Raw genomic sequence first — 21,020 nt, 5'->3', positions numbered from 1 at the left:
GAGGTGGATCCATGGAGGATTATTACTGCCCGTTAATGCGGGATAAAAAGGCGATAAACGATTGGAAATCATGTGAAATAAGCCAAGGAGAATTATTTTGATCAAAGCAATGAATATAAAACAAGAAGAAACAGCACGTGAAGCTTTAGGTATCCAACTTCCAGCCTATCAAATTGAGGCAGAGCTAATTAATTTTCATGAAATTCCACCTTTAAAAGACAAAGTAGAGACGATTATGGCTAGTAGAGAACAATTCTTTGGCTATTATATAGAAAGTCAGCTTACTGGGTTTATATCTTTCGAAGAAACAGCGGGTGAAATCGATATTTGCCGCATGGTTGTTCATCCTAATTTTTTCAGGAAAGGAATAGCAAAAAAACTTATTCAGTATATTTTACATACAATCAAAGGCCATAAAAAAATAACGGTCATGACTGGCGAGAAAAACTACCCAGCAAAAAATCTATATTTGTCACTCGGCTTTATAAAAGTAAAAACCGTTGAAGTGGCAGACGGTATCTTTCTGTCAGGGTTTGAGAAGAAGTAAAAAAAGCATCAGAGAATTCTTCTCGATGCCTTTTTATAGATATTAAGTTGAACGGATGTTTTTTACTCTACCAACCTGTCCGTCGGTTAGCCTTACTTTAATGCCATGAGGATGGGAACTTGATTTCGTTAAGATATCCTTCACAATACCACTTGTTAAATTTCCAGTGCGTTGGTCTGCTTTAAGGACAATTTCAACAGCAGCACCAGGTATGATATCTTTTCTAGTTTGCCCGTTCATTATACACCCATTTTTCTGCGGGTATTGCTAATTTTTTTCGTTTGCTGGCTCTTCATCTTTTGACCTGTTTGCAGCCCGTTCGTATTTGTTTTTCCTTTAGCACCTTTATTTTTTTTAGCTTCAAGCTGCTGTTTAATTGCATCTTGAAGGCTCATTTTCTTCTTTGGTGTTTCATCTGGGGTAACTTGGTTATTTTCTGTCATGTAAAAAATCCTCCTGATCAAGTATGTCGTGTACGTCTAGTATAAACCATCTTATTGCGTAAAAGCTATGAATTGATTAAAAGAATAATTTTAACTTAAGTAAAATAAATGTAACTTTACTACTTAAATTGGCATAAGTACTACGGAAAGGTAGGTTTGAATCATATGCCGATGATTAGTGAAGCAATGCAATAATGCAAGCATCTATCTTAGGATAATAGTGAATTTCCCTATTCACTCTAATATAGAAAAAACAGAAAATTCACTATATATCCACTTGCATTTAACTATGTAATTTATGTATGATTAAACTAGATTTACCAAATATAAGGAGGTTTATCATGAGTACATTTGTAAAATCAAATCAAACAGCACTATTTTCAGGAAAGTATGTAGAAGTTGGACAAGGTGGAGGGAAAATCAAAAGGGCACAAACTTTTGAAGCAAAAGAAGGAACTGAACTACCCGAATTGAAGTCCTATACGATTAAATTAGCATATAAAGGGACAGAAAAATCAGTAGAAAGACAGCGTCAATGGAAGCTAATTAAGTAAAAACCAGGATAACTTCTTTATTAAGAAGTTATCCTGGTTTATTTTTTTAAGGATTACTCCTATTTACTTTAATTTTGAAAAGTATTAAATTCACTTATGAACTGCTCTTTCAATCTGTTTGCCTGCTTCAACTCCTCGTTTTTTATCGATAAGGTTGGGTAATGATAATACATAACTGCCTTTTCAATAAAGTGAAACTTTAATTGGTGGGGGGCTTCATCCCCACTGACTGTTAGTTGAACAAATCGGGCTTTTACGGGCAGAAGAATACACTTCTTCGTTGAGGTGGGGGTCTTACTGCCCGTTAATACGGAATAAATGGGGGGAATTATAAATGAAACTTACACCAGAGCAGCGTATTGAATTACATGGATTTAATAATTTAACGAAATCACTTAGCTTTAATATGTATGATATTTGCTATACAAAAACGAAAGAAGAGCGTGAAGCTTACCTAGAATATATCGATGAGCAGTATAACGCTGAACGGTTAACTGCTATTTTAGAAGCGGTGTCAGATATGATAGGTGCACATGTATTAAATGTGGCAAGACAGGATTACTTTCCACAAGGAGCAAGTGTTACGATGTTGGTGTCAGAAGGGCCGATCATTGCTCCTTCAGAATCTTTAGAGAAATCGCCAGGTCCATTGCCAGAAGCACTAGTCATGCATCTTGATAAAAGTCATATTACGGTGCATACATACCCCGAATATCATCCAGATGAAGGAATTAGTACATTCCGGGCAGACATTGATGTTTCAACATGTGGGGAGATTTCCCCGCTTAAAGCGTTGAATTATTTAATCCATTCGTTTGACACCGACATCATGACTATGGATTTCCGTGTTCGAGGCTTTACACGAGACAAAAACGGTCACAAACTCTTTATAGATCAGGACATTAACTCCATTCAAAATTACATTCCTGAAAAAGTAAAAGATCAATATGACATGATTGATGTTAATGTGTATCAAGAAAATATCTTCCATACAAAATGTAAATTAAGAGAATTTGACCTAAATAATTATTTGTTCGGATATTCAAAAGATAAGATTTCACAGAGTGAAGAGAAAGAAATCACAAGAAGACTAAAGCGCGAAATGGATGAAATTTTTTTTGGAAGAAATATGAAGGAAGAATGAAACAACTTTTGATCGTTAATGGTAATAATTCAGTTCATAAATAATAGAACTACTAGATAAAAGTCATTTATAATCAAACTAATTCACTAACTTAGTGCTGTATGTCAGTTTTTCACGCATCAAATGTTTCCATTTGCAAAAGGAACTATTTATCTGATATTAAGCAAGTTCAATTTCTTCCAAAATCATCGCAAATCTTTTAATATGGAGATATTACCATTCTAAAGTGAAAGTAGTGATGAAGTTGTCATTGAATACATGGTTTGAAAAAGGAATGTCGTTTGATGAATACAGAAAGAGTATGGAAGTAAATCGTGATGAACTTTCTCGTGTTTACGAAAAAGTGGATTTTACTGAAGAAGACTTACAATTCTTCGCCAATTTAGCTAACGAGAAATGGAGAGGTGTCGTACTTACCGCTGATTGGTGTGGCGATGCGTCTTTCTGTGTCCCGATTATTCAACGAATCGGAGAAGAAAGCAATATGGAATTGAAGTTTTTAATCCGCGATGAAAATTTAGAATTAATGGATCAATATTTAACAAACGGGACAGCGCGCTCCATTCCAATTTTTGTCTTTATTGATGAAGCTGGAAACGAGCAAAGAGTATGGGGACCTCGAGCGGAAAAAGTGCAGGAGTTTTTACAAACATTGCTGATTAATCTCCCAGACAAAGATGCCTCTGACTTCAAAGACAAACAAAAAGAAGTTTTTGGTCAGTTTAAAGAAAAAGTTACGACAGATCCTGACATGTGGCGAGTTGTTATAGAAAGTGTAATAACGAGACTGAAATAAAAAATGCTGCGCTTCCTTGAATGGAAGGGCAGCATTTTTTGATTTAACTTTTATAAATAATAATATTATGTTAACAAAAGTGCTTTGTTTAGAGGAAACGATAAAGATATTTTGTTCACCAATCACATTTGAATGGTGCCTTTTTTATCATTTTATTGCTAATTGTCAATACACTTTATTGATAAAGTTTTGATTTTTATTGGCATATCAATAATAATGAACTGTTTCAATTTTTTATCTTTTAAAGTAATACAGATAAAAAAGAAAAATTATAACAGTTGATTATTAAAATTAGTACAGAATTAATATAAAATATTTCGATATACTTCTGATATTATTTTATGTTGCATTTCTGTTCGCTCTATATAGTCTTAAAAAAATGCTTTCTAAAATATAATACTTTTATCGGTATTTTTAGTGTTTGTTGCACGGGTTTTCACTAATCAGTAAATCAAATATAGTCGACCGGTATCTTTTGTATACAAAGGATTCCTTTAATCATTCAATGCTTATATATATTTTCTTTTAGAAATAGTAAACTTTTAGTAATAACGTTTGACATATTATAGACAAATAAATATAATATCTATTATATTATAAACAAAACAAGGAAGTGACTATGTAAATGCAACTGTCGGAAGTTTTTTGGAATGCGCGACTTGGGGATCTTAAACGCGGGTATATAGAGGAGCCTGCTTATTTTATGTGTCTTTTATGCGGAAAATCAATTGAAAAAGGGATTGTTTATCAAGATAATGGTGTTTTTTTCGAAGCTGAAAGGTATATGCTACAGCATATTGAGAATACCCATCAATCGGTGTTTGATTACATGATTGATCTTGATAAAAAGCTTACAGGGCTAACCGATCATCAAAATCGTCTTCTTCGTCTTTTTTATGAGGGGAAAAGCGATACAGAAGTACAGAAAGAAATGGGCATCGGAAGTGCTTCTACAATTCGGAATCATCGTTTTGTATTAAAAGAGAAAGAGCGCCAGGCTAAGTTGTTTTTGACAATGATGGAGCTATTAAAGGAGAGAGACAATCATGCACCAGCTTTTATTGATTATCATAAAACGGCAAGGATGGTCGATGACCGCTACAATGTGACAGAAGAAGAGAATGAGAAAATATTAAATAAGTTTTTTCCTGAAGGGATAACGGGACCATTGAAATCCTTCCCACCGAAGGAAAAACAGAGGCTTATTGTACTTGGGGCACTAAGCAGGCGATTTGTAGATGATCAGATCTATGAAGAAAAGGAAATCAATCAACTTTTGAAGGAAGCTTATCATGACTATGTTCTGTTAAGAAGATATTTAATTGAATATGGGTTTTTAGATAGAAAAGCAGATGGCAGCCAATACTGGCTGAAAAAATAATAGTGGGAGTGAATGGGTAATTATGGAACATAAAAAAGAATTGAAGCAGCTTTATAAAGAAACTGAAATAGAAGCGGGAATTTATCAAATAAAAAACACTATGAATGAAAAGTCATTTATTGGAAGTACCCGAAATTTGAAGACATTAAATGGAAGTAGGTTCATGCTAGAAACAGGTGGACATACGAATAAAATGCTGCAGGAAGACTGGGATCATTTCGGAAAAAATGCTTTTACTTTTGAGGTTTTAGAAATTCTAAAAAAGAAAAAAGAAGGATATTTTGATGAAAAAAAAGAGTTGGAAAAGCTTAAAGAAAAGTGGCTAAATGAGCTTCAACCTTATGGAGAAAGCGGATATAATCAGAAAAAAAACGGTTGAAGAGGAATTGAGGTTTGAAATCATCAATAGACTCACTAAGTAAAAGTAATTTTTATCTAGGACGAAGAATACTTCCAGTAGACGATGAACCAACTAGAGTAGATAATCTTGAAATTATAAAATATTTAATGATTCATTTGCCATGTATATAAATCTTAATCACAAGAACTATCCTGTCTATCAGGATAGTTTTTGTGTTTTTGTTGACGTTCTCTCGTGTAGATCATTTGCAAAAATCATTAACGTAGGCCAATCAAGTTTCGTGTCAAATAAGACCTAGGTCTTATTTGGCATTACTTTTCAAGTCCATGTTTAAAATATCCCTTTTCATGTATCGTTAATGCTGTTATATGAAAGGGAGTGCTATGCATTTATGTTTGAATTTATTTATTCAGTAGATCAGTTTATTACCATCTTACTTGTTGTGATATAGGGGCTGGCCATTTATTCAGCGACTGGCCTTATATATGCTTTAACAAAGAAGGGGAAAAGAATTTGGAAAGGAGTCAACTTCTTTAGTATTCGCTCAGGGGTCGTGCTCAATTTCGCTTGGATTAGTTCAATAATAACGATGGGTGTGATGTTAGGTTGGCTATTTATAGAAGATAAAGTATGGGTGTTTCTTCCATTGGTTCTATTCCCATCAATCATGGTGATAGTTTGGACGATGCCGGTTTTTAAGCAAATAAAATCGATTAAGGGGGAGAAAGAGAGGTTATATCCTCATTTAGGAAAATAGCCGCCTCCCACACTTTTCATTCCCAATTAAGACGATGAAGCTAGGTGCAGTCATTGTCTTATGTTTATCGATTTTTGGGTCAGGTGTATTACCAGAAGGAATTGACTTAATCCTCTTTTTTGTTGTATTTGGATTAGTAGTCTGTTTTTTATTTTTCCTTCAAAAAAGAATATATAAGAAGGTTGCAAAAGGAGAGTATCAAAAGCCTAAGTGGACGGAACAATTAATTAAACGATTGGCTATCATCACTGTTTTTATCATCGGCGGCATCAGTTGGATCGCTTTGGGAATGGAAAGAAGTACAATGCCATCCGAAATTAGTATGGTGAATCATGACAACGTCGAATTGGGCGGTGGTTCAATGATTCACCATAACCATAGTCATCAAAGCGGGGGGCTTGGTGTAAAGTAGTACAGCCAAACTAGACCGTACCTACCCCCTTGTCGCCCAGAAAAAGACCATCCAATTAAGTGATAGGGAGACATTTGATGCTTGGACATTTAATGGGAAATATCCTGGTCCGGAGTTAAGAATTCAAAAGGGCGAATTGGAGGAATAATTTACTTATCATTTTAGAGCGAATGTACTGGTATCACTCACATCAGTAATCCTCTGAACAGGTGAAAAGAGGACTTTTCGGATCATTTGTTGTTTTGTCAGGTGATGAAGAAGGTAAAACGAAGAAAATTACCTTCATCGGAGACGACTGGCTTTTCAATGGTCAAGAAGTGCTCGTTTCTGAGGAGCTTGACCAAGGGGTGTGAAAAAAAGGATGTCAACAGATTCGGATGTCCGTATGGGCTTCATTAATACGACAAATCATACAAAAAAGTATTTTATTGAAGGCACGAGGTTTAAAGTAGCGGCGATTGATGGGCAATCTGTCCACAAACCTCAAGAGCTAGAAAATACGAAATTAGAACTTGGTGCGGGTGGAAGATATGATGTTATGTTTACGATGCCGGAAAAACCTGTGTTAATTAAGACAAGTGGATACTCACAACACGGTAAAACAGGTGCGCAGCTCTTATTGAGCCAAGATGATCAAGGAAGTATTCCACTTATTTCTGCTAAAATGCCGAGCTTTAGACCTGAAGAATATGGGGAAAGTCTGCAAACACCCTTTGATCTTTTAAGCCATTTTGATCGAGAAATCATAATGATTCTTGGGCAACGATTCGGTTTTTACGATGGGAAACCCAACTATTTATGGACAATTAATGGGGAGGTATTTCCGAACGCCCCGACACTGATGGTGAAGGAAGGGGATTTGGTGAAAATAACATTTGTGAATAAGAATTTCATGGATCATCCTATGCATTTACATGGCCATCGTATGCTTGTATTAAGTAAGAATGGCAAGCCCGTAACAGGCAACAGATACTCTGAACGTAAACATTTGAAGTCGCTTTTTTGGCGAACAATCCAGGTGTGTGGATGGATCATTGTCACAATCTCGAACATGCAGCCGTAGGAATGACTATGCATTTATCCTATGAAGGAGTCAGTTCACTATTTTCAATTGGGCGAGGTACGTTGAATCCACCGGAATAAGAGCTTATAAAAAATCCCTTAAATAATGGGTTCTCATTACTTCTAAATGAGAACCCATTATTCAATTATAGTGCTACTTTTGATTAGTTTAAAAAGCGGAATGAGGTTTTCCTAAAAGAGTCTGATCACTCACTCTTTACATCGTTTATTGTGTCATGTTCACTTCATAAACGATATAGGAGATGCTGGGTATAGCCCCTACGTTATGGGATAGTATCGAAATATCTTTATTCAGATTGTTGGACGATTATTGCACTTTGGACTTGACTAACCGCTGTTTGGGCTTGGGCGATTTCATTAGCAGCTTGTTTGATTGCTTCCTCAGCTAACGTAGGATCTGAAGCAGACTTTTCGATTGCTTGACTTAATAATGTTTGAGTGAGAGTAACATTTGCTTTAGCTTGGTTTAGTTGATTAACATCAATTGGTTGATTATTTGGGCTCATTTTAATCCTCTCCTATTCAAATTGAAATACCTTTATAGATTGGCCTAGCTTAATGGTTTTATTGGTGGGAAAAAAGGCCATTTTACTTTATATAAATATTCCTATAGCACCGACTAATGATAGGCAGTTGAAAAAGGAAAACAAGTTTTATAAAAATCAATTTTGGACTCACTGTTTAAAACTGCGTATACACATGTCTAATTAGGATAACTAAAAGGGAATATCGGTACATGAATTGTCAAATAAAAGCTCATTTTTTTCCTCCATTTATGAATTCAATAATTAAAATGAACGAAAAATCACCATCGTCATATATGTAGCATTTCAAAAAAAATTACTTTGACAGATAGAGCAATCCAAGATAAAATTACTCTATCAGATAGAATAGTTAGAGTACAAGGAAGTGACAATATGATAAGAAGTGATATTATTCGTGGCCATTTGGATTCGATTATCTTGCGCTTGATTTTAGAAGAAGATAGGTATGGATATGAAATATCAAAGGAAATTAGCTTACGAACAGACAATCGATTTCAAATAAAAGAAGCAACCTTATATGCTGTATTTCAGCGACTAGAAAAAAAGGAATTAATTGAAGCTTATATAGGGAATGTTTCTCAGGGTGGGAAAAGGAAATATTACAAAATCACATTACTTGGAAAAGCCTATTTGAAAGAATTGGTTGAAGAATGGAACGAGGTTAAGGAAATAATTGATTTATTTATGGAGGGTTTAAAATGAAGAGACTGAAAAATCATGTTGAAGAGTTATTTAAAGATATTCCAGAAAGTGAGCAAAAAAAAGCAATCAAACAAGAAGTTTTGGAAAACCTTGAAGAAAAAGTGTGGGATTTAATGGAACAAGGAAAAGAAGAAGAAGATGCCATTAATAAAGCAATTGTCGATTTTGGAGATATTGAAGAGATTAAAATGGAACTTGGGGTAAAGCAACCAACAAAGAAAAACATGACAAAATTAAATTTAGGATATTCCGTTTGGGGGAGTCTTTTAATCATTGCACTTTTTATTTTTATTAATGTTTCATATTCCCCGGAAACAATTTGGTTTGTCTATCCAACCTTCGCTGTTTTATGGTGGCCTTTAACGATGTACTTTCATTGGCAACGTTCAAAATGAGGGGGATTGAAAGTGAAAAAATATGATATTGGTTTTGCTGCGGTAGGAAGTGTGATGAGTATAATCTTTATCATGCTTGTTAATTATCTAACAAGCTCACAATATCCTTGGTTTATTTATCCGTCTATCTTACTACTGTTGTGGCCTATTGGTTTGTACTCTAGAAAAAGTGGGAATTACAAACTACTTTCCATTATTTGTAGTACGTTTATTATTGGTATTATAATTGCTGAAAATTTCATTTATTCACCTAATTATGCATGGTCTTTGTATGCGATTTATCCAATCCTATGGTGGCCAATTCTTGTACTTTTAGGCAAAAAGGCAAAAATGATACGTGTCGCAATAATTGGAAGTTTGAGCATTATCTTATATTATTCGATCTTAAACGGATTCTTTTCACCAGGATATCTTTGGTCTATTTATCCATCTTTTGTAGTATTATGGTGGCCGCTATCTTTATTTCATGCACGGAAAAAGACGTACTATAAGTTCTCAATCCATGCAAGTATATTACTCATTACTTTTTTTATATGTATAAATATTATTTCCACGCCGCATACGATATGGGCAGTTTATCCGATTTTTTGTGTACTATGGTGGCCACTTAGTATGTACTATTTTGTGTATAAAAGGAATGTAGAAAGTAATTTGAAACTATAGAAAATGGTGGTACGGATAAATGAAAGAAAGAAAGGTTTATCTCCTATTTACGGATACAGGAACGAACTTTACGAAGCTAATTAAACTATTTACGAAGCAACCATATAATCATGTTTCGATCTCATTCGATGGAGAATTAAGAGAAATTTTTAGTTTTGGCCGTAAAAAACATGATAATCCTTTTATCGGTGGATTTGTAAGAGAGCAAATAGCAGTAGGATTATTTAAGAAGGCTAGATGTGAACTATATAGTTTTAAAGTTTCAGAATTGGATTACGAACGAATGTTATGTAAAGTAAAACAAATTGAAGCTGAGAAAAACCTTTACAAATATAATTTACTTGGCCTATTTGCTATTCTACTAAATATAAATTTTAAGAGAAAAAATGCTTTTTTTTGCTCTCAATTTGTGGCAATGATTTTAAATGAAAAAAAACATGTAATTGATAAATCACCAAATATGGTGACACCGCAAAATTTATTGGCTCTAAATAGTCTTGAATTAGTTTATAAAGGAAAGCTTCATTTATTTCCATATCAGACTAAAGAAATAGCGGGGATAAACAATTTAGAATTAAGTTTTAGAAGCGATTTTATTGGTAATGCAGTTGATATTAGTTAAGTATTAAGTAAATGTACTCAAAATAATTTCCGAGTTCTTTAATATTTTGTTAGATCGTATTAAGAATTAAACTTAAAAAGATATGTCTTTATACCAGGTTAATGTTATTGCTATCATTCTCATTTTTCAATACTCTTTATTTTCAGAAAAAAATTGACCTCCCAATTTTATCAAGTTAGAATTATATAAATTAAATAATTAATAAGCGATGATTGGAAATAGTAAAAGGTTGAATAAACTTAAAGAGAGCCGATGGATGGTGGAAATCGGCAGTTGTTTGCCTTTGAACTCGTCCATAAGCTACTCCGTGAACTAATAGTAGGGGATGTCGGTTTTCGACCGTTATAAGGATAGGTGGTAATAGCCACCGATTTAAGTGGATTAATTATGTAAATTAATCAATTAGAGTGGTACCGCGAGCACAGCCTCGTCTCTATAGTTTCTATAGAGGCGGGGCTTTTTTTATTGCTATTTATTGAAAAGGAGTGATTCTGAAATGACAAGAAAAATATGGGTATTTGATACGACTTTACGGGATGGGGAACAAGTTCCCGGCGCTAAACTTAATCTATATGAAAAACTCGAAGTGGCCCGTCAATTAAAGAAACTACAAGTCGATATTATTGAAGCTGGATTCCCTGCATCTTCAATTGGTGATTTTAATGCTGTTAAAGAAATTGCAACAAATGTTGGAAATACAGATGATATCATAATCACAGCGTTAGCACGAGCAGTAAAGGCAGATATTGATTCTGTTTATAATAGTGTGAAATATGCAGAAAAACCGTTAATTCATATGGTACTTGGAACTTCAGATATTCATGTAGAAAAGAAATTTGGCAAATCCAAAAATCAAATTTTAGACATTGGTGTGGAAGCAGTGAAATATGCGAAAACATTACTACCTGATGTACAATATTCAACCGAAGATGCTTCTCGATCAGATTTTGAATACTTATGGACAACAATTGAAGCAGTTGTGAAGGCAGGAGCTACGATTATTAATGTACCTGATACCGTTGGTTATGCCGTTCCTGAAGAGTTTGGTGAATTAATTTTCAAATTAAATGACCGCTTGAAAAATTTAAATGATCAAGTACTTTTAAGTGTACATTGTCATAATGATCTTGGTATGGCAACTTCAAACACTTTGGCTGCTATTAAAAATGGTGCTGATAAAGTTGAATGTACAATTAATGGAATTGGAGAACGTGCAGGTAATGCTGCTCTTGAAGAAGTTGTTATGGCTCTTAATACGCGACAAGCATTCTATAATGTTCACACAAACATCAATACGAAAGAAATAATGAATACATCAAAACTTGTCAGTAGTTTAATGGGACTTGATGTACAAGTAAATAAAGCGATTACAGGGGATAATGCCTTCGCACATTCTTCTGGTATCCATCAAGATGGGTTGTTGAAATCAAGAGATGCCTATGAGATTATTAGCCCAACAGAAGTTGGTTTAAGTGATATGGAGCTTGTTTTAACGGCTCGTTCTGGTCGTCATGCAGTGAAAAATGCACTTGAAAAATTAGGCTTTAATCAGTTAACAGATCCACAATTTGAAGATATATTTGCTGGTTTTCTTGAGCTAGCAGATGTGAAAAAAGAAGTATATAATCATGATTTATATGTAATCGTCGAAAACTATTACTCAAAACATGATATGAACAATCAGGATATCAAATATTATAGTGACAATTTCTATGAACTCATGGACCTTCAAGTAATTAGTAATACCATTTTTCCTTCTGCAAGCGTGAAAATTAAGAAGGGAAATCAAATATATAAGAGCAGCACTGTAGGTTCGGGACCAATTGATGCTCTATATTCTTCTATTAAAGAAATCATTGATTTAGATATTAAATTATTAGAGTACAAAATTAGCAGTGTATCAAGAGGTAAAAAGGCGTTAGGTAAAGTAAAACTACAAGTGGAATATAACGGAGAAAAATACATCGCCAAAGCAACAGATACAGATGTAATCAAAGCAAGTGCTTTAGCTTATATTAATGCGGTAAACAGTATAGTAGTTGAAAATTTAATTCCGGTGTAATTGGTGATTGAACCTCATATAACGAGAGGGCCTTGGGCCAAATCAACTACATATCGTTTAAATTACGTGTAAATGACGCAAGAAACGATGTATAGAACAGATGGCCAAGACCCTATTACGACAACCAATTCTATTAAATGGGATTATGTTGTTCGGTGAAACTTAAAGAGCTACCTTTTACTAGTTATGATCTATCTTCTAATGAAGAAAGTCATCATATTAGTGGATGTCTACCTGTACGAAAACACGAAAGCTCCTACCTCAAATCAAAATGTTGATTAGCAATTATTTGAAGTATGCAAGATTTAATCAACGATTTTCTAATAGGACAGCTTTTTTAAGCGATAAAATATGCTAATATACTAAGACAAATCGAGGTAATTAGCATTGCGATTAATGGTTTTAATGCTTTTGTTCGAAGTTCCAGAAGGCTTACATTTAAACCAAGTCCAACCATGGCTGCAGTCAAACACCAAGTAGTAAGATTAGAAAGTCCACTCAGAACACCTTCAGAAACAGGAATATGGCTACCAAAGGCATAGCTCCCAAATAAACTCATTAGGATGAAACCGATCAAGAACCATGGAAATTCAATTTTATTCTCTAGAGAATCCTGATCATGATTTTTCCGTTTCATAAAGTACATGAAAATAAAGCATAAAGGAACGAGAAGGAAGACGCGACCTAATTTTGCTAGTAAGCCGATAGCAAGGGAATCTTCGCCACCAGGTGCAGCTGCTAAAGCAACATGGGCGATTTCATGTAGGCTAATACCAGACCAAATCCCGTAATCGATGGCTGATAATGGTAAAACAGGACGGAGTATTGTATAAGTAATCGCAAAAATTGTCCCAACTAGTGCAATAATTCCTACTCCAATGGCCGTATCTTCATCCTTTGATTTGACAATAGGAGCAATCGCAGCGATGGCAGCAGCACCGCAAACTCCAGTCCCAACAGCTAATAATAAAGAAATATTTTTGTCAGCCTTTAATATCTTGGCAAGCCAAATTGTAAGGAGAATCGCAAAAATAATAACGCCAGCGTCACGAATAAGTAACCCGATTCCGTCGTGTAAAACCGTATTGATATTTAATTTCAAACCGTACAAAATAATGGCAAAGCGTAAAAGCCTTTTCGACGAAAAGCCAATTCCTGGGCGAATCATCTCTGGATAACCGAATATTTGACGATATACAACCGCTATAACGATAGCAGAGGCGAGCTGGCCAACATGGTCAAATCCAGGCACTTTAGCTAATAAGTAGCCAAGTAAAGCGATAAAAAAGGTGAAAACAATTCCACCGACCCATAGGAGTCCAGAAGATTTCCGTTTTGGTTTCATTGGTTCTAGCACTTTTACTTTCTCAGCTTTCATTTCAATACCCCCATAAATGTAATACACTATTAAGTTAATTCATAATTTATGATAAGGAAAATAAATATATTTGATGTTAATAATAAGTAATACTTATTATAGGGGGAGGCAGCTATGGATCAACACTTACTTGTATTTGTAACAGTAGTCGAAAAGGGAAACTTTTCCCGTGCTGCAGAGGATCTGCATATGACCCAACCAGCAGTCAGCCAGTATATCCAATTATTGGAGCGTTCTTATGGGACAAAGCTTCTCGATCGCAATAACAAATATGTTCGGTTAAACAAAGCGGGAGAAATTGTTTATTATCATGCAAAAGAAATATTAGGACTTTATACGAAAATGCAAGGAATAATTGATGACTTGCCTAATCGAGCAAGCGGGCCGCTATCAGTTGGAGCGAGCTACACTTTCGGAGAATACGTTCTTCCACATTTTATTGCTAGAATGCACGAACAATATCCTCTCATAAAGCCGAGTATTACAATTGGAAATACAAAGGAGATAGCGGAGTTGGTCCTTAAGAATCAACTGGATGTTGGAATTATCGAAGGGGATTTCAAGAATGCAGAACTTTCAATTGAAGCATTTGCGGAAGATAAGATGTTTGTTGTTGCTGCTTCTCACCACCATTTGGTTCAAGGAGATCGAGTAGTGAAAATATCTGATTTAGAAAAAGAAACGTGGATCATTCGTGAATTAGGATCAGGCACGAGAGAGGTAACAGAAAAAGTCTTTCAATCCATGTCAATTGCCCCAAATGATATCATGGAATTCGGCAGCACCCAATTGATAAAAGAATCGGTTGAATCAGGACTAGGTCTTACTATCCTGTCCCATTTAGCCATTCGCAAGGAGCTGGCTCTGGACCTATTGAAAATCGTTCAAGTAATAGGAAGCCCTTTTAAAAGAAAATTCTCAATCGTATTGCGCACATCATTCAAAACAAAAGCATTAGAGGTATTCATCGATCTATTGAAAGAACAACAAACATATTTGACGATTATGAAAAGAACGGAAGGCAGTTGAAATATGGTTGGTTAGTTGAAACAATTATATTATTTATGTGATATTCAGTCATTAACTCTTTCACTACTTGTTTGGGCGAGTCAAGCAATTCTATTGATTCGCGTGAGGTTCACTATTTATTTGATATCCGAGAAAGACTTATGTAAATGAAGAATCAGATATACTTAGGGTGGGATTTTTTACAAAATAAGTCTTGATTTATCATTGTGAAGCATTTACTATATTAAGTAACGAAAAACGGAAGGGTGACCTTGAAACAATGATCAATTAATCCTATTTTTTAAAAAAATTCGTTAGAAATACGATATTTTTTTCTGGATAGGATTAGTCTGTACATTTTTCATACAAGCCAATAAGATCATTGTGTTCCTTCTGTTAGGGATATTATGCCATTCTTGACATTGTATCGTACTGCCTCCTGTCCAGATATTTCACAGGAGGTTTTTTATATTGGAAAGTAATCATTCAGCTGGCCCGTCATCTAAGTTGTTTAGCAACCGTGTTTTTCAGGCCATTATCGTTTCGGGATTGTTTTTACAAATAGGAATTTGGATAAGAAACTTTGCGGTACTGTTATTTGTTATGGAACAGACTAACGGTGATCCATTTGCGGTTTCCATGATTTCGGTAGCGGAATTTGCCCCTATTTTTATTTTTTCATTTATTGGCGGGACGTTTGCTGACCGCTGGAATCCGAAAAAAACAATGGTATGGTGCGATATTTTAAGTGCTTTATCTGTTTTTGCCGTACTCATAACGCTTTTAATCGGAACTTGGCAAGTGATATTTTTTGTAACATTGATCTCGGCGATTCTATCACAATTTTCCCAGCCTTCAGGAATGAAGTTATTTAAATTGCATTTGCCAGAAGAACAAGTTCAGGCTGGAATGTCGGTCTATCAAACGATTTTTGCCGTATTTATGGTACTAGGTCCTGTTATTGGGACAGTTACCTTTCAATCCTTTGGAATAGAGATATCAATTATGATTACAGGCATCGCCTTTTTACTTTCAGCTGGTGCACTCACTTTTCTACCAAAAGATTACAAAATGGAAGGGGAAGAAAGAGCATCAACGTTATGGCAAGAAATGAAGAGCGGAGTTAAATATGTTTTGAATAAGAAGGAATTAAGCTTGTTAGGTTTATGTTTTCTAGCCGCAGGTCTTGGATTAGGATTCATTCACCCTCTTTCGATTTTCCTTGTAACGGAACAATTAGGCTTACCAAAGGAAAACCTTCAATGGTTGTTTATGGTTAATGGGATTGGAATGGTAGTAGGCGGAGCAGTTGTCATGATTTTTGCCAAAACAGTGGCTCCTCAGAGGCTCATCACCATTGGAATGCTCGTGAATGCCCTTGGCTTAGCGGTAATGGGATTATCAACAACGCTTTGGATTACGTTAACAGCTGAGTTTGTTAATGGCTTAATGTTGCCTTGTATTCAGATTGGTATTAATACGATGATTTTGAAAAAAACGGAAGGGGCTTATATTGGTAGGGTCAACGGAATTTTAATGCCGCTGTTTACTGGTTCGATGGTATTAACGATGAGTATGGCTGGTATAGTAAAAGAACAATTTTCCTTGGTTGCTACCTTTGAACTAGCAGCAGTCTTGTTTATCATCGGCATGTTTTTCATTTTGCCGTTATACAATCAGAAAACGGAAGTGAAGCCGGAGAAACTAATTTCGCAAAAATAGCCTCTTTATAATAGGAAGACAAGAGTTGTACCTGTAGTTGGTAAATAAACTGACTGAAGGGACAGCTCTTTTCCTATTATTTAGCTATAAATATTACTGAATTAATTATTCAATTCTAGATGAAACAAACTGATTGACTTAACAGAAAAAAAGGAGTAAGTTTTAATAGTTCGAAAATGAACTATTCACAAATAGAAGATTGGTGATGTGAAAATGGAAAGTGAAAATCAACAAATCATGCGTTCAATACTACTCATGCGTTCATTTTGGAACGTGCAGAAAAACATGATGCGATTTGTTCAAAAGACAGCAGTAGAGAATGGGTTATCTGTTCCACAATATGCAGTTTTGATGTGTATTGCACCTCATAAGGAAATGACGCAAAAGAAACTTGGAGAGCAAACATTTCTACCAAAAAGTACACTTAGTCAGGCAGTTGATGGACTCGTTCAAGCAGGCTGGCTAGGTCGAAAGCAAGTAGAAGGCAATCGGAGGGAGATGCAACTAACGCTTAGTGATAAAGGAGAAACCTTTTTAAAAACGATCCATCGGCAAGAAGGTGGTATTCACCAAGTTTTCCAAGCTGCAATTGAATCGCTGACTGACAAGCAGGTTGAAGAACTGCTTAAATCACAACTTCAAATTTCAACTTATTTAGAAGCGCAGGCAAAAGAACAAGGAGAGTGCACGAAATGATTAAAATCCTGAAAAATCTCGCGTTTTATAAGTGGATTGTATTAGCGGTTTTCGGTCTAATCTTTGTTCAATCAATGTCTGACCTCTTTTTACCTACGCTAATGGCAGATATTATCGATAAAGGGGTCGTAGTAGGAGACACGCCTTATATTTGGAAAATTGGTGGGTTCATGATGCTCGTAGCAGCTCTAGGGGCTATTGCCTCTGTTTTTGCAAGCTACTATTCAGCAAAAGCTGCAATGGGACTTGGGCGCGATCTTCGTCGGAACGTCTTTAATAAAGTTGAACAATTTTCACTACAGGAATTTGATGAAGTAGGAACGGCGTCATTAATAACACGGACAACTAATGACATTACACAAGTCCAACAAGTGGTTATTATGATGCTTCGTATGGTTGTTAGTGCCCCGATTATGTTAGTCGGTGGAATCATTATGGCTGTATCGAAGGATGCTAAATTATCACTTGTTATTGTTGTTACAATGCCTGTATTGATTGGTTCGGTACTACTTATTCTCTATAAAGGGATGCCACTTTTTCAAATGGTGCAAAAACGATTGGATCGGTTGAATCTTGTTGTACGAGAAAATCTAACTGGGATTCGTGTCATTCGTGCCTTTAATCGTGAAACAGAAGAGAAAGTACGTCTAAATAAAGCGAATAAAGAGTTGACTGATGTCTCGATTAAAGTAAATAAAATCATGGCGTTTATGATGCCTGTGATGATGCTCGTTATGAACTTGACTGTTGTTGCTATTATTTGGTTTGGTGGGATTCGGATAGATAACGGCGGCATGATGATTGGAGATTTGATGGCATATATCCAATATGTCATGCAAATTATGTTCGCTTTACTTATGGCATCTATGATGTTTATTATGGTTCCACGTGCTGCAGTATCAGCAAAACGAATTAACGAAGTACTTAACATGAAACCAGTCATCTTAGATGAAGGGACAAAAAGGGCGGATCTTGAACACGGTACTCTTGAATTTGATCAAGTAACATTTAGTTACCCAGGAGCAGAAGAACCTGCGTTATCGAACATCAGCTTTACCGCACGCCCTGGTGAAATTACTGCAATTATCGGTGGAACAGGTTCAGGAAAAACAACGCTCGTTAATTTGATTCCGCGTTTTTATGACATAACGAGTGGAACAATTCGTGTCAATGGTGTTGATATACGCGAGCTATCACATGAAGAAGTTCGTTCGAAAATTGGTTACGTGCCACAAAAGGCAGTCCTTTTTACAGGTACGATTGCGGATAATATTCGCTTTGGAAAAGAAAATGCAAGACAGGATGAAATGGAACACGCAGCTCAGATTGCACAAGCGGCAGATTTTATTGGGCAAATGAAAGACGGCTATCAATCAAATATCGAGCAAGGTGGATCGAACGTATCAGGTGGACAAAAACAACGTCTGGCGATTGCGAGAGCCCTTGTCAGAAAACCTGATCTTTATATTTTTGATGATAGCTTTTCTGCACTAGATTATAAGACTGATGCTAATCTTCGTGCGGCGCTTAAAGATGAAACAAAAGACGCAACGGTGTTACTCGTTGCTCAACGTGTTAGTACGGTCGTTGATGCAAATCAAATTATCGTGTTAGATAATGGGCACATTGCAGGCATAGGCACACATAAAGAGTTGCTTCAAACAAATGATGTATATCGTGAAATCGTCGAGTCGCAGCTTTCAGAGGAGGAGATTGCATGAGTAAACATAAAAAACCTCAAGGTGGCGGACCGATGGGACATGGTCCAGGCGGCGGCAATATGATGATGATGGGACAAAAAGCAAAAGATTTTAAAGGAACGCTCAGACGTCTCTTAATGTATTTAAAACCGCGTCGCAATCAATTAATCGCTGTATTCTTCTTTGCAATCTTAAGTACAATCTTTATGATCGTTGGCCCGAAAATCATGGGGACGGCAATTACAGAATTGTTTGAAGGGGCATATAGAAAGTTTCAAGGAGTACCAGGAGCATCCATTAACTTTGATAAAATTGGTCATATTCTTCTACTATTGGCGGGGCTGTATGTTATAAGTAGCCTGTTCAACTACGTACAGCAGTATATTATGTCTAGTGTTGCGCAAAAGACAGTGTATGATCTCAGAGAAGATGTCAATAAAAAGCTTGAGAAACTTCCGCTCAAATATTTTGACGGACGTTCGAATGGAGAAACGCTCAGCCGCGTGACAAATGACATTGATACAGTCGGAAGCACGCTTCAACAAAGTTTGACGCAGTTTATCACATCAATTGTTACGATTATTGGGATTATCATTATGATGCTGTCAATTAGTCCTGTTTTAACTTTAATAGCGATTGTTAGTTTACCGATTTCCATTTTTGCAATTCGACCTATATTAAAAAGATCTCAAAAATATTTTGCTACTCAACAGCGAACACTTGGGCAATTAAATGGGCATATTGAAGAAATGTATACTGGTCATCAAGTCGTTAAAGCATTTGGACACGAGAAAAAGGCTGGTGCCCAATTTAATACAGTCAATGAAGAATTGTATGAAGCGGGACGGAAAGCTCAGTTCATATCTGGTATTATCATGCCAATGATGATGTTCATCGGGAATCTGAGTTATGTCTTAATTAGTGTTGTCGGTGGGATTTTAGTGACGCAACGTGCGATTTCAATAGGTGATATTCAAGCATTTATCACCTATTCTCGTCAGTTCACACAGCCCATCACACAAACAGCTAATATCGCAAACATTATTCAGTCAACGGTCGCAGCTGCTGAACGAGTATTTGAATTACTCGATGAAAAAGAAGAAATCGAAGAAAGAACGACAGCTCATTTAACGAGAGCGCAAGGAGCTGTTACATTCGACCATGTAGATTTCGGGTATGGAGAAGACTTATTAATTGAAGATATGAACATCAATGTCTTCCCAGGACAGACGGTCGCAATCGTTGGTCCGACTGGCGCTGGAAAAACGACGATGATTAATCTTTTAATGCGCTTTTATGAGCTAAATGGCGGAAAGATTACGATTGATGGTCTTGATATAACAGATATGTCTCGGAACGATCTTCGAAAAACCTTTGGCATGGTGCTTCAAGACACTTGGCTTTTTAATGGAACGATTAAAGATAATATTGCTTACGGAAAAAGTGGTGCAACAGACGAAGAAATTTTCGCAGCCGCTCGTTCGTCCCATGCGGATCACTTTATCCGGACACTTCCCGATGGGTACGAAACAGTCTTAAACGAAGAGGCTTCGAACATCTCACAAGGACAAAAGCAACTTCTGACCATTGCAAGAGCTATTCTCGCAGATCCACCAATCATGATATTGGATGAAGCGACATCGAGCGTAGATACACGAACTGAAGTCTTTATCCAACAAGCAATGAACCAATTGATGGAAGGACGGACTAGTTTTGTCATCGCTCATCGCCTTTCAACAATTAAGGGTGCAGACTTAATTCTTGTGATGGATCAAGGAAAAGTGATTGAACAAGGAACGCATTCAGAACTATTAAAGGATAATGGTTTCTACGCTGAACTTTACAACAGTCAGTTCTCGGAAAAATCAGTAGGATAAAATAAAGAGAGGCTCATTTCGAAACCAGAAATGAGCCTTTTTTAATGAAATTTTGTGCTTTCAATTTTAAAGAGAGGGTATAGACAGTTTTATAGTGATAAACTTCAATATTTTTTATAAAAAGCGTAAGCGTTTTTATTTGAAATAAAACTTTGGTAAACTAAACAAATGA

The 21,020-nt window shown here is 35.8% G+C and carries 23 protein-coding genes and 1 other annotated feature; of the genes, 19 read left to right on the top strand and 4 right to left on the bottom strand.

The annotated features are described in order from the left end of the window. The first annotated feature begins 97 nt into the window (after positions 1-97). Entirely contained in the window at positions 98-547 is a 450-nt protein-coding gene (locus AC625_RS13125; protein WP_049681674.1) for a GNAT family N-acetyltransferase, read from the top strand. 42 nt (positions 548-589) lie between these two features. Here AC625_RS13125 and AC625_RS13120 read toward each other — a convergent pair whose 3' ends face one another. Next, on the bottom strand, positions 590-787 hold the full coding sequence (locus tag AC625_RS13120) for a YwbE family protein (RefSeq protein WP_049681673.1): 198 nt from the start codon (positions 785-787) through the stop codon (positions 590-592). Further along, the gene (locus tag AC625_RS13115) at positions 787-990 is read right to left on the bottom strand and encodes a hypothetical protein (protein ID WP_049681672.1); all 204 of its coding nucleotides are present in this window, start codon (positions 988-990) and stop codon (positions 787-789) included. Before AC625_RS13115 ends, AC625_RS13120 begins: the two co-directional genes overlap by 1 nt. Positions 991-1,331: 341 nt before the next feature. Here AC625_RS13115 and AC625_RS13110 point away from each other — a divergent pair, with 341 nt between their 5' ends. The 8 genes from AC625_RS13110 to AC625_RS13075 all read left to right on the top strand — a co-directional run bounded on the left by AC625_RS13110 (position 1,332) and on the right by AC625_RS13075 (position 7,458). Next, positions 1,332-1,544: a hypothetical protein gene (locus AC625_RS13110; protein ID WP_049681671.1), complete on the top strand. Its 213-nt coding sequence runs from the start codon at positions 1,332-1,334 to the stop codon at positions 1,542-1,544. 334 nt (positions 1,545-1,878) lie between these two features. After that, on the top strand, positions 1,879-2,688 hold the full coding sequence (gene speD / locus AC625_RS13105; protein WP_049681670.1) for an adenosylmethionine decarboxylase: 810 nt from the start codon (positions 1,879-1,881) through the stop codon (positions 2,686-2,688). A 235-nt stretch (positions 2,689-2,923) separates the two neighbouring features. Then, positions 2,924-3,484, top strand: a complete 561-nt coding sequence (locus AC625_RS13100; protein ID WP_156187658.1) for a thioredoxin family protein — start codon at positions 2,924-2,926, stop codon at positions 3,482-3,484. A 625-nt stretch (positions 3,485-4,109) separates the two neighbouring features. Next, positions 4,110-4,865 carry a DUF2087 domain-containing protein gene (locus tag AC625_RS13095; protein ID WP_049681668.1) on the top strand — a complete coding sequence of 252 codons (756 nt, stop codon included), beginning with the start codon at positions 4,110-4,112 and terminating at the stop codon, positions 4,863-4,865. Positions 4,866-4,887: 22 nt separating this feature from the next. Then, complete coding sequence (locus AC625_RS13090) at positions 4,888-5,244, top strand: GIY-YIG nuclease family protein (RefSeq protein ID WP_049681667.1); 357 nt, start codon at positions 4,888-4,890, stop codon at positions 5,242-5,244. A gap of 773 nt (positions 5,245-6,017) precedes the next feature. Then, on the top strand, positions 6,018-6,395 hold the full coding sequence (locus tag AC625_RS13080) for a hypothetical protein (RefSeq protein ID WP_049681665.1): 378 nt from the start codon (positions 6,018-6,020) through the stop codon (positions 6,393-6,395). 209 nt (positions 6,396-6,604) lie between these two features. Continuing rightward, the gene (locus AC625_RS26805; RefSeq protein ID WP_156187532.1) at positions 6,605-6,748 is read left to right on the top strand and encodes a hypothetical protein; all 144 of its coding nucleotides are present in this window, start codon (positions 6,605-6,607) and stop codon (positions 6,746-6,748) included. A gap of 8 nt (positions 6,749-6,756) precedes the next feature. Continuing rightward, positions 6,757-7,458, top strand: coding sequence for a multicopper oxidase domain-containing protein (locus AC625_RS13075; RefSeq protein WP_049681664.1), 702 nt, complete (start codon positions 6,757-6,759; stop codon positions 7,456-7,458). A 307-nt stretch (positions 7,459-7,765) separates the two neighbouring features. Here AC625_RS13075 and AC625_RS13070 read toward each other — a convergent pair whose 3' ends face one another. Then, on the bottom strand, positions 7,766-7,984 hold the full coding sequence (locus tag AC625_RS13070; RefSeq protein ID WP_049681663.1) for a hypothetical protein: 219 nt from the start codon (positions 7,982-7,984) through the stop codon (positions 7,766-7,768). 411 nt (positions 7,985-8,395) lie between these two features. Between AC625_RS13070 and AC625_RS13065 the strand changes: the two genes are divergently transcribed. The 5 genes from AC625_RS13065 to AC625_RS13045 all read left to right on the top strand — a co-directional run bounded on the left by AC625_RS13065 (position 8,396) and on the right by AC625_RS13045 (position 12,467). Then, positions 8,396-8,725: a PadR family transcriptional regulator gene (locus tag AC625_RS13065; protein WP_049681662.1), complete on the top strand. Its 330-nt coding sequence runs from the start codon at positions 8,396-8,398 to the stop codon at positions 8,723-8,725. Beyond that, the gene (locus tag AC625_RS13060; protein ID WP_049681661.1) at positions 8,722-9,120 is read left to right on the top strand and encodes a permease prefix domain 1-containing protein; all 399 of its coding nucleotides are present in this window, start codon (positions 8,722-8,724) and stop codon (positions 9,118-9,120) included. The genes AC625_RS13065 and AC625_RS13060 overlap by 4 nt, the downstream gene beginning before the upstream one ends. 12 nt (positions 9,121-9,132) lie before the next feature. Next, positions 9,133-9,783, top strand: coding sequence for a hypothetical protein (locus tag AC625_RS13055; RefSeq protein ID WP_245645001.1), 651 nt, complete (start codon positions 9,133-9,135; stop codon positions 9,781-9,783). A gap of 19 nt (positions 9,784-9,802) precedes the next feature. After that, positions 9,803-10,405: a hypothetical protein gene (locus AC625_RS13050; protein ID WP_049681660.1), complete on the top strand. Its 603-nt coding sequence runs from the start codon at positions 9,803-9,805 to the stop codon at positions 10,403-10,405. A 199-nt stretch (positions 10,406-10,604) separates the two neighbouring features. Further along, positions 10,605-10,843: a binding site (T-box leader), on the top strand. 58 nt (positions 10,844-10,901) lie between these two features. After that, complete coding sequence (locus tag AC625_RS13045; RefSeq protein ID WP_049681659.1) at positions 10,902-12,467, top strand: 2-isopropylmalate synthase; 1,566 nt, start codon at positions 10,902-10,904, stop codon at positions 12,465-12,467. Positions 12,468-12,804: 337 nt separating this feature from the next. On the opposite strand, the gene AC625_RS13040 is transcribed toward AC625_RS13045, so the two are convergent. Beyond that, on the bottom strand, positions 12,805-13,812 hold the full coding sequence (locus tag AC625_RS13040; protein WP_049683724.1) for a YeiH family protein: 1,008 nt from the start codon (positions 13,810-13,812) through the stop codon (positions 12,805-12,807). Between the two features lie 147 nt (positions 13,813-13,959). Here AC625_RS13040 and AC625_RS13035 point away from each other — a divergent pair, with 147 nt between their 5' ends. The 5 genes from AC625_RS13035 (at position 13,960) to AC625_RS13015 (ending at position 20,848) form a co-directional block, all read left to right on the top strand. Continuing rightward, positions 13,960-14,874: a LysR family transcriptional regulator gene (locus AC625_RS13035; RefSeq protein WP_049681658.1), complete on the top strand. Its 915-nt coding sequence runs from the start codon at positions 13,960-13,962 to the stop codon at positions 14,872-14,874. A 447-nt stretch (positions 14,875-15,321) separates the two neighbouring features. After that, positions 15,322-16,575 (top strand): MFS transporter, encoded by a 1,254-nt coding sequence (locus tag AC625_RS13030; protein WP_049681657.1) that lies wholly within the window; start codon positions 15,322-15,324, stop codon positions 16,573-16,575. A gap of 213 nt (positions 16,576-16,788) precedes the next feature. Then, entirely contained in the window at positions 16,789-17,271 is a 483-nt protein-coding gene (locus AC625_RS13025; RefSeq protein WP_049681656.1) for a MarR family winged helix-turn-helix transcriptional regulator, read from the top strand. After that, positions 17,268-18,992 carry an ABC transporter ATP-binding protein gene (locus tag AC625_RS13020; RefSeq protein WP_049681655.1) on the top strand — a complete coding sequence of 575 codons (1,725 nt, stop codon included), beginning with the start codon at positions 17,268-17,270 and terminating at the stop codon, positions 18,990-18,992. The genes AC625_RS13025 and AC625_RS13020 overlap by 4 nt, the downstream gene beginning before the upstream one ends. Then, complete coding sequence (locus tag AC625_RS13015; RefSeq protein ID WP_049681654.1) at positions 18,989-20,848, top strand: ABC transporter ATP-binding protein; 1,860 nt, start codon at positions 18,989-18,991, stop codon at positions 20,846-20,848. The genes AC625_RS13020 and AC625_RS13015 overlap by 4 nt, the downstream gene beginning before the upstream one ends. Positions 20,849-21,020 lie beyond the last annotated feature (172 nt).

Origin of the sequence: Peribacillus loiseleuriae (assembly GCF_001183985.1) — a bacterium.
GTDB classification, from domain to species: Bacteria; Bacillota; Bacilli; order Bacillales; family DSM-1321; genus Peribacillus; species Peribacillus loiseleuriae.
This window is presented reverse-complemented; position numbering and strand designations above follow the sequence as displayed.

Excerpts from the sequence above, each read along its gene's own strand:
- AC625_RS13120 (WP_049681673.1), bottom strand. The coding sequence starts at position 787 with ATGAACGGGCAAACTAGAAAAGATATCATACCTGGTGCTGCTGTTGAA.
- AC625_RS13115 (WP_049681672.1), bottom strand. The coding sequence starts at position 990 with ATGACAGAAAATAACCAAGTTACCCCAGATGAAACACCAAAGAAGAAA.
- AC625_RS13110 (WP_049681671.1), top strand. The coding sequence starts at position 1,332 with ATGAGTACATTTGTAAAATCAAATCAAACAGCACTATTTTCAGGAAAG.
- speD (WP_049681670.1), top strand. The coding sequence starts at position 1,879 with ATGAAACTTACACCAGAGCAGCGTATTGAATTACATGGATTTAATAAT.
- AC625_RS13095 (WP_049681668.1), top strand. The coding sequence starts at position 4,110 with ATGCAACTGTCGGAAGTTTTTTGGAATGCGCGACTTGGGGATCTTAAA.
- AC625_RS13090 (WP_049681667.1), top strand. The coding sequence starts at position 4,888 with ATGGAACATAAAAAAGAATTGAAGCAGCTTTATAAAGAAACTGAAATA.
- AC625_RS13080 (WP_049681665.1), top strand. The coding sequence starts at position 6,018 with ATGAAGCTAGGTGCAGTCATTGTCTTATGTTTATCGATTTTTGGGTCA.
- AC625_RS13075 (WP_049681664.1), top strand. The coding sequence starts at position 6,757 with ATGTCAACAGATTCGGATGTCCGTATGGGCTTCATTAATACGACAAAT.
- AC625_RS13070 (WP_049681663.1), bottom strand. The coding sequence starts at position 7,984 with ATGAGCCCAAATAATCAACCAATTGATGTTAATCAACTAAACCAAGCT.
- AC625_RS13065 (WP_049681662.1), top strand. The coding sequence starts at position 8,396 with ATGATAAGAAGTGATATTATTCGTGGCCATTTGGATTCGATTATCTTG.
- AC625_RS13060 (WP_049681661.1), top strand. The coding sequence starts at position 8,722 with ATGAAGAGACTGAAAAATCATGTTGAAGAGTTATTTAAAGATATTCCA.
- AC625_RS13050 (WP_049681660.1), top strand. The coding sequence starts at position 9,803 with ATGAAAGAAAGAAAGGTTTATCTCCTATTTACGGATACAGGAACGAAC.
- AC625_RS13045 (WP_049681659.1), top strand. The coding sequence starts at position 10,902 with ATGACAAGAAAAATATGGGTATTTGATACGACTTTACGGGATGGGGAA.
- AC625_RS13040 (WP_049683724.1), bottom strand. The coding sequence starts at position 13,812 with ATGAAACCAAAACGGAAATCTTCTGGACTCCTATGGGTCGGTGGAATT.
- AC625_RS13035 (WP_049681658.1), top strand. The coding sequence starts at position 13,960 with ATGGATCAACACTTACTTGTATTTGTAACAGTAGTCGAAAAGGGAAAC.
- AC625_RS13025 (WP_049681656.1), top strand. The coding sequence starts at position 16,789 with ATGGAAAGTGAAAATCAACAAATCATGCGTTCAATACTACTCATGCGT.
- AC625_RS13020 (WP_049681655.1), top strand. The coding sequence starts at position 17,268 with ATGATTAAAATCCTGAAAAATCTCGCGTTTTATAAGTGGATTGTATTA.
- AC625_RS13015 (WP_049681654.1), top strand. The coding sequence starts at position 18,989 with ATGAGTAAACATAAAAAACCTCAAGGTGGCGGACCGATGGGACATGGT.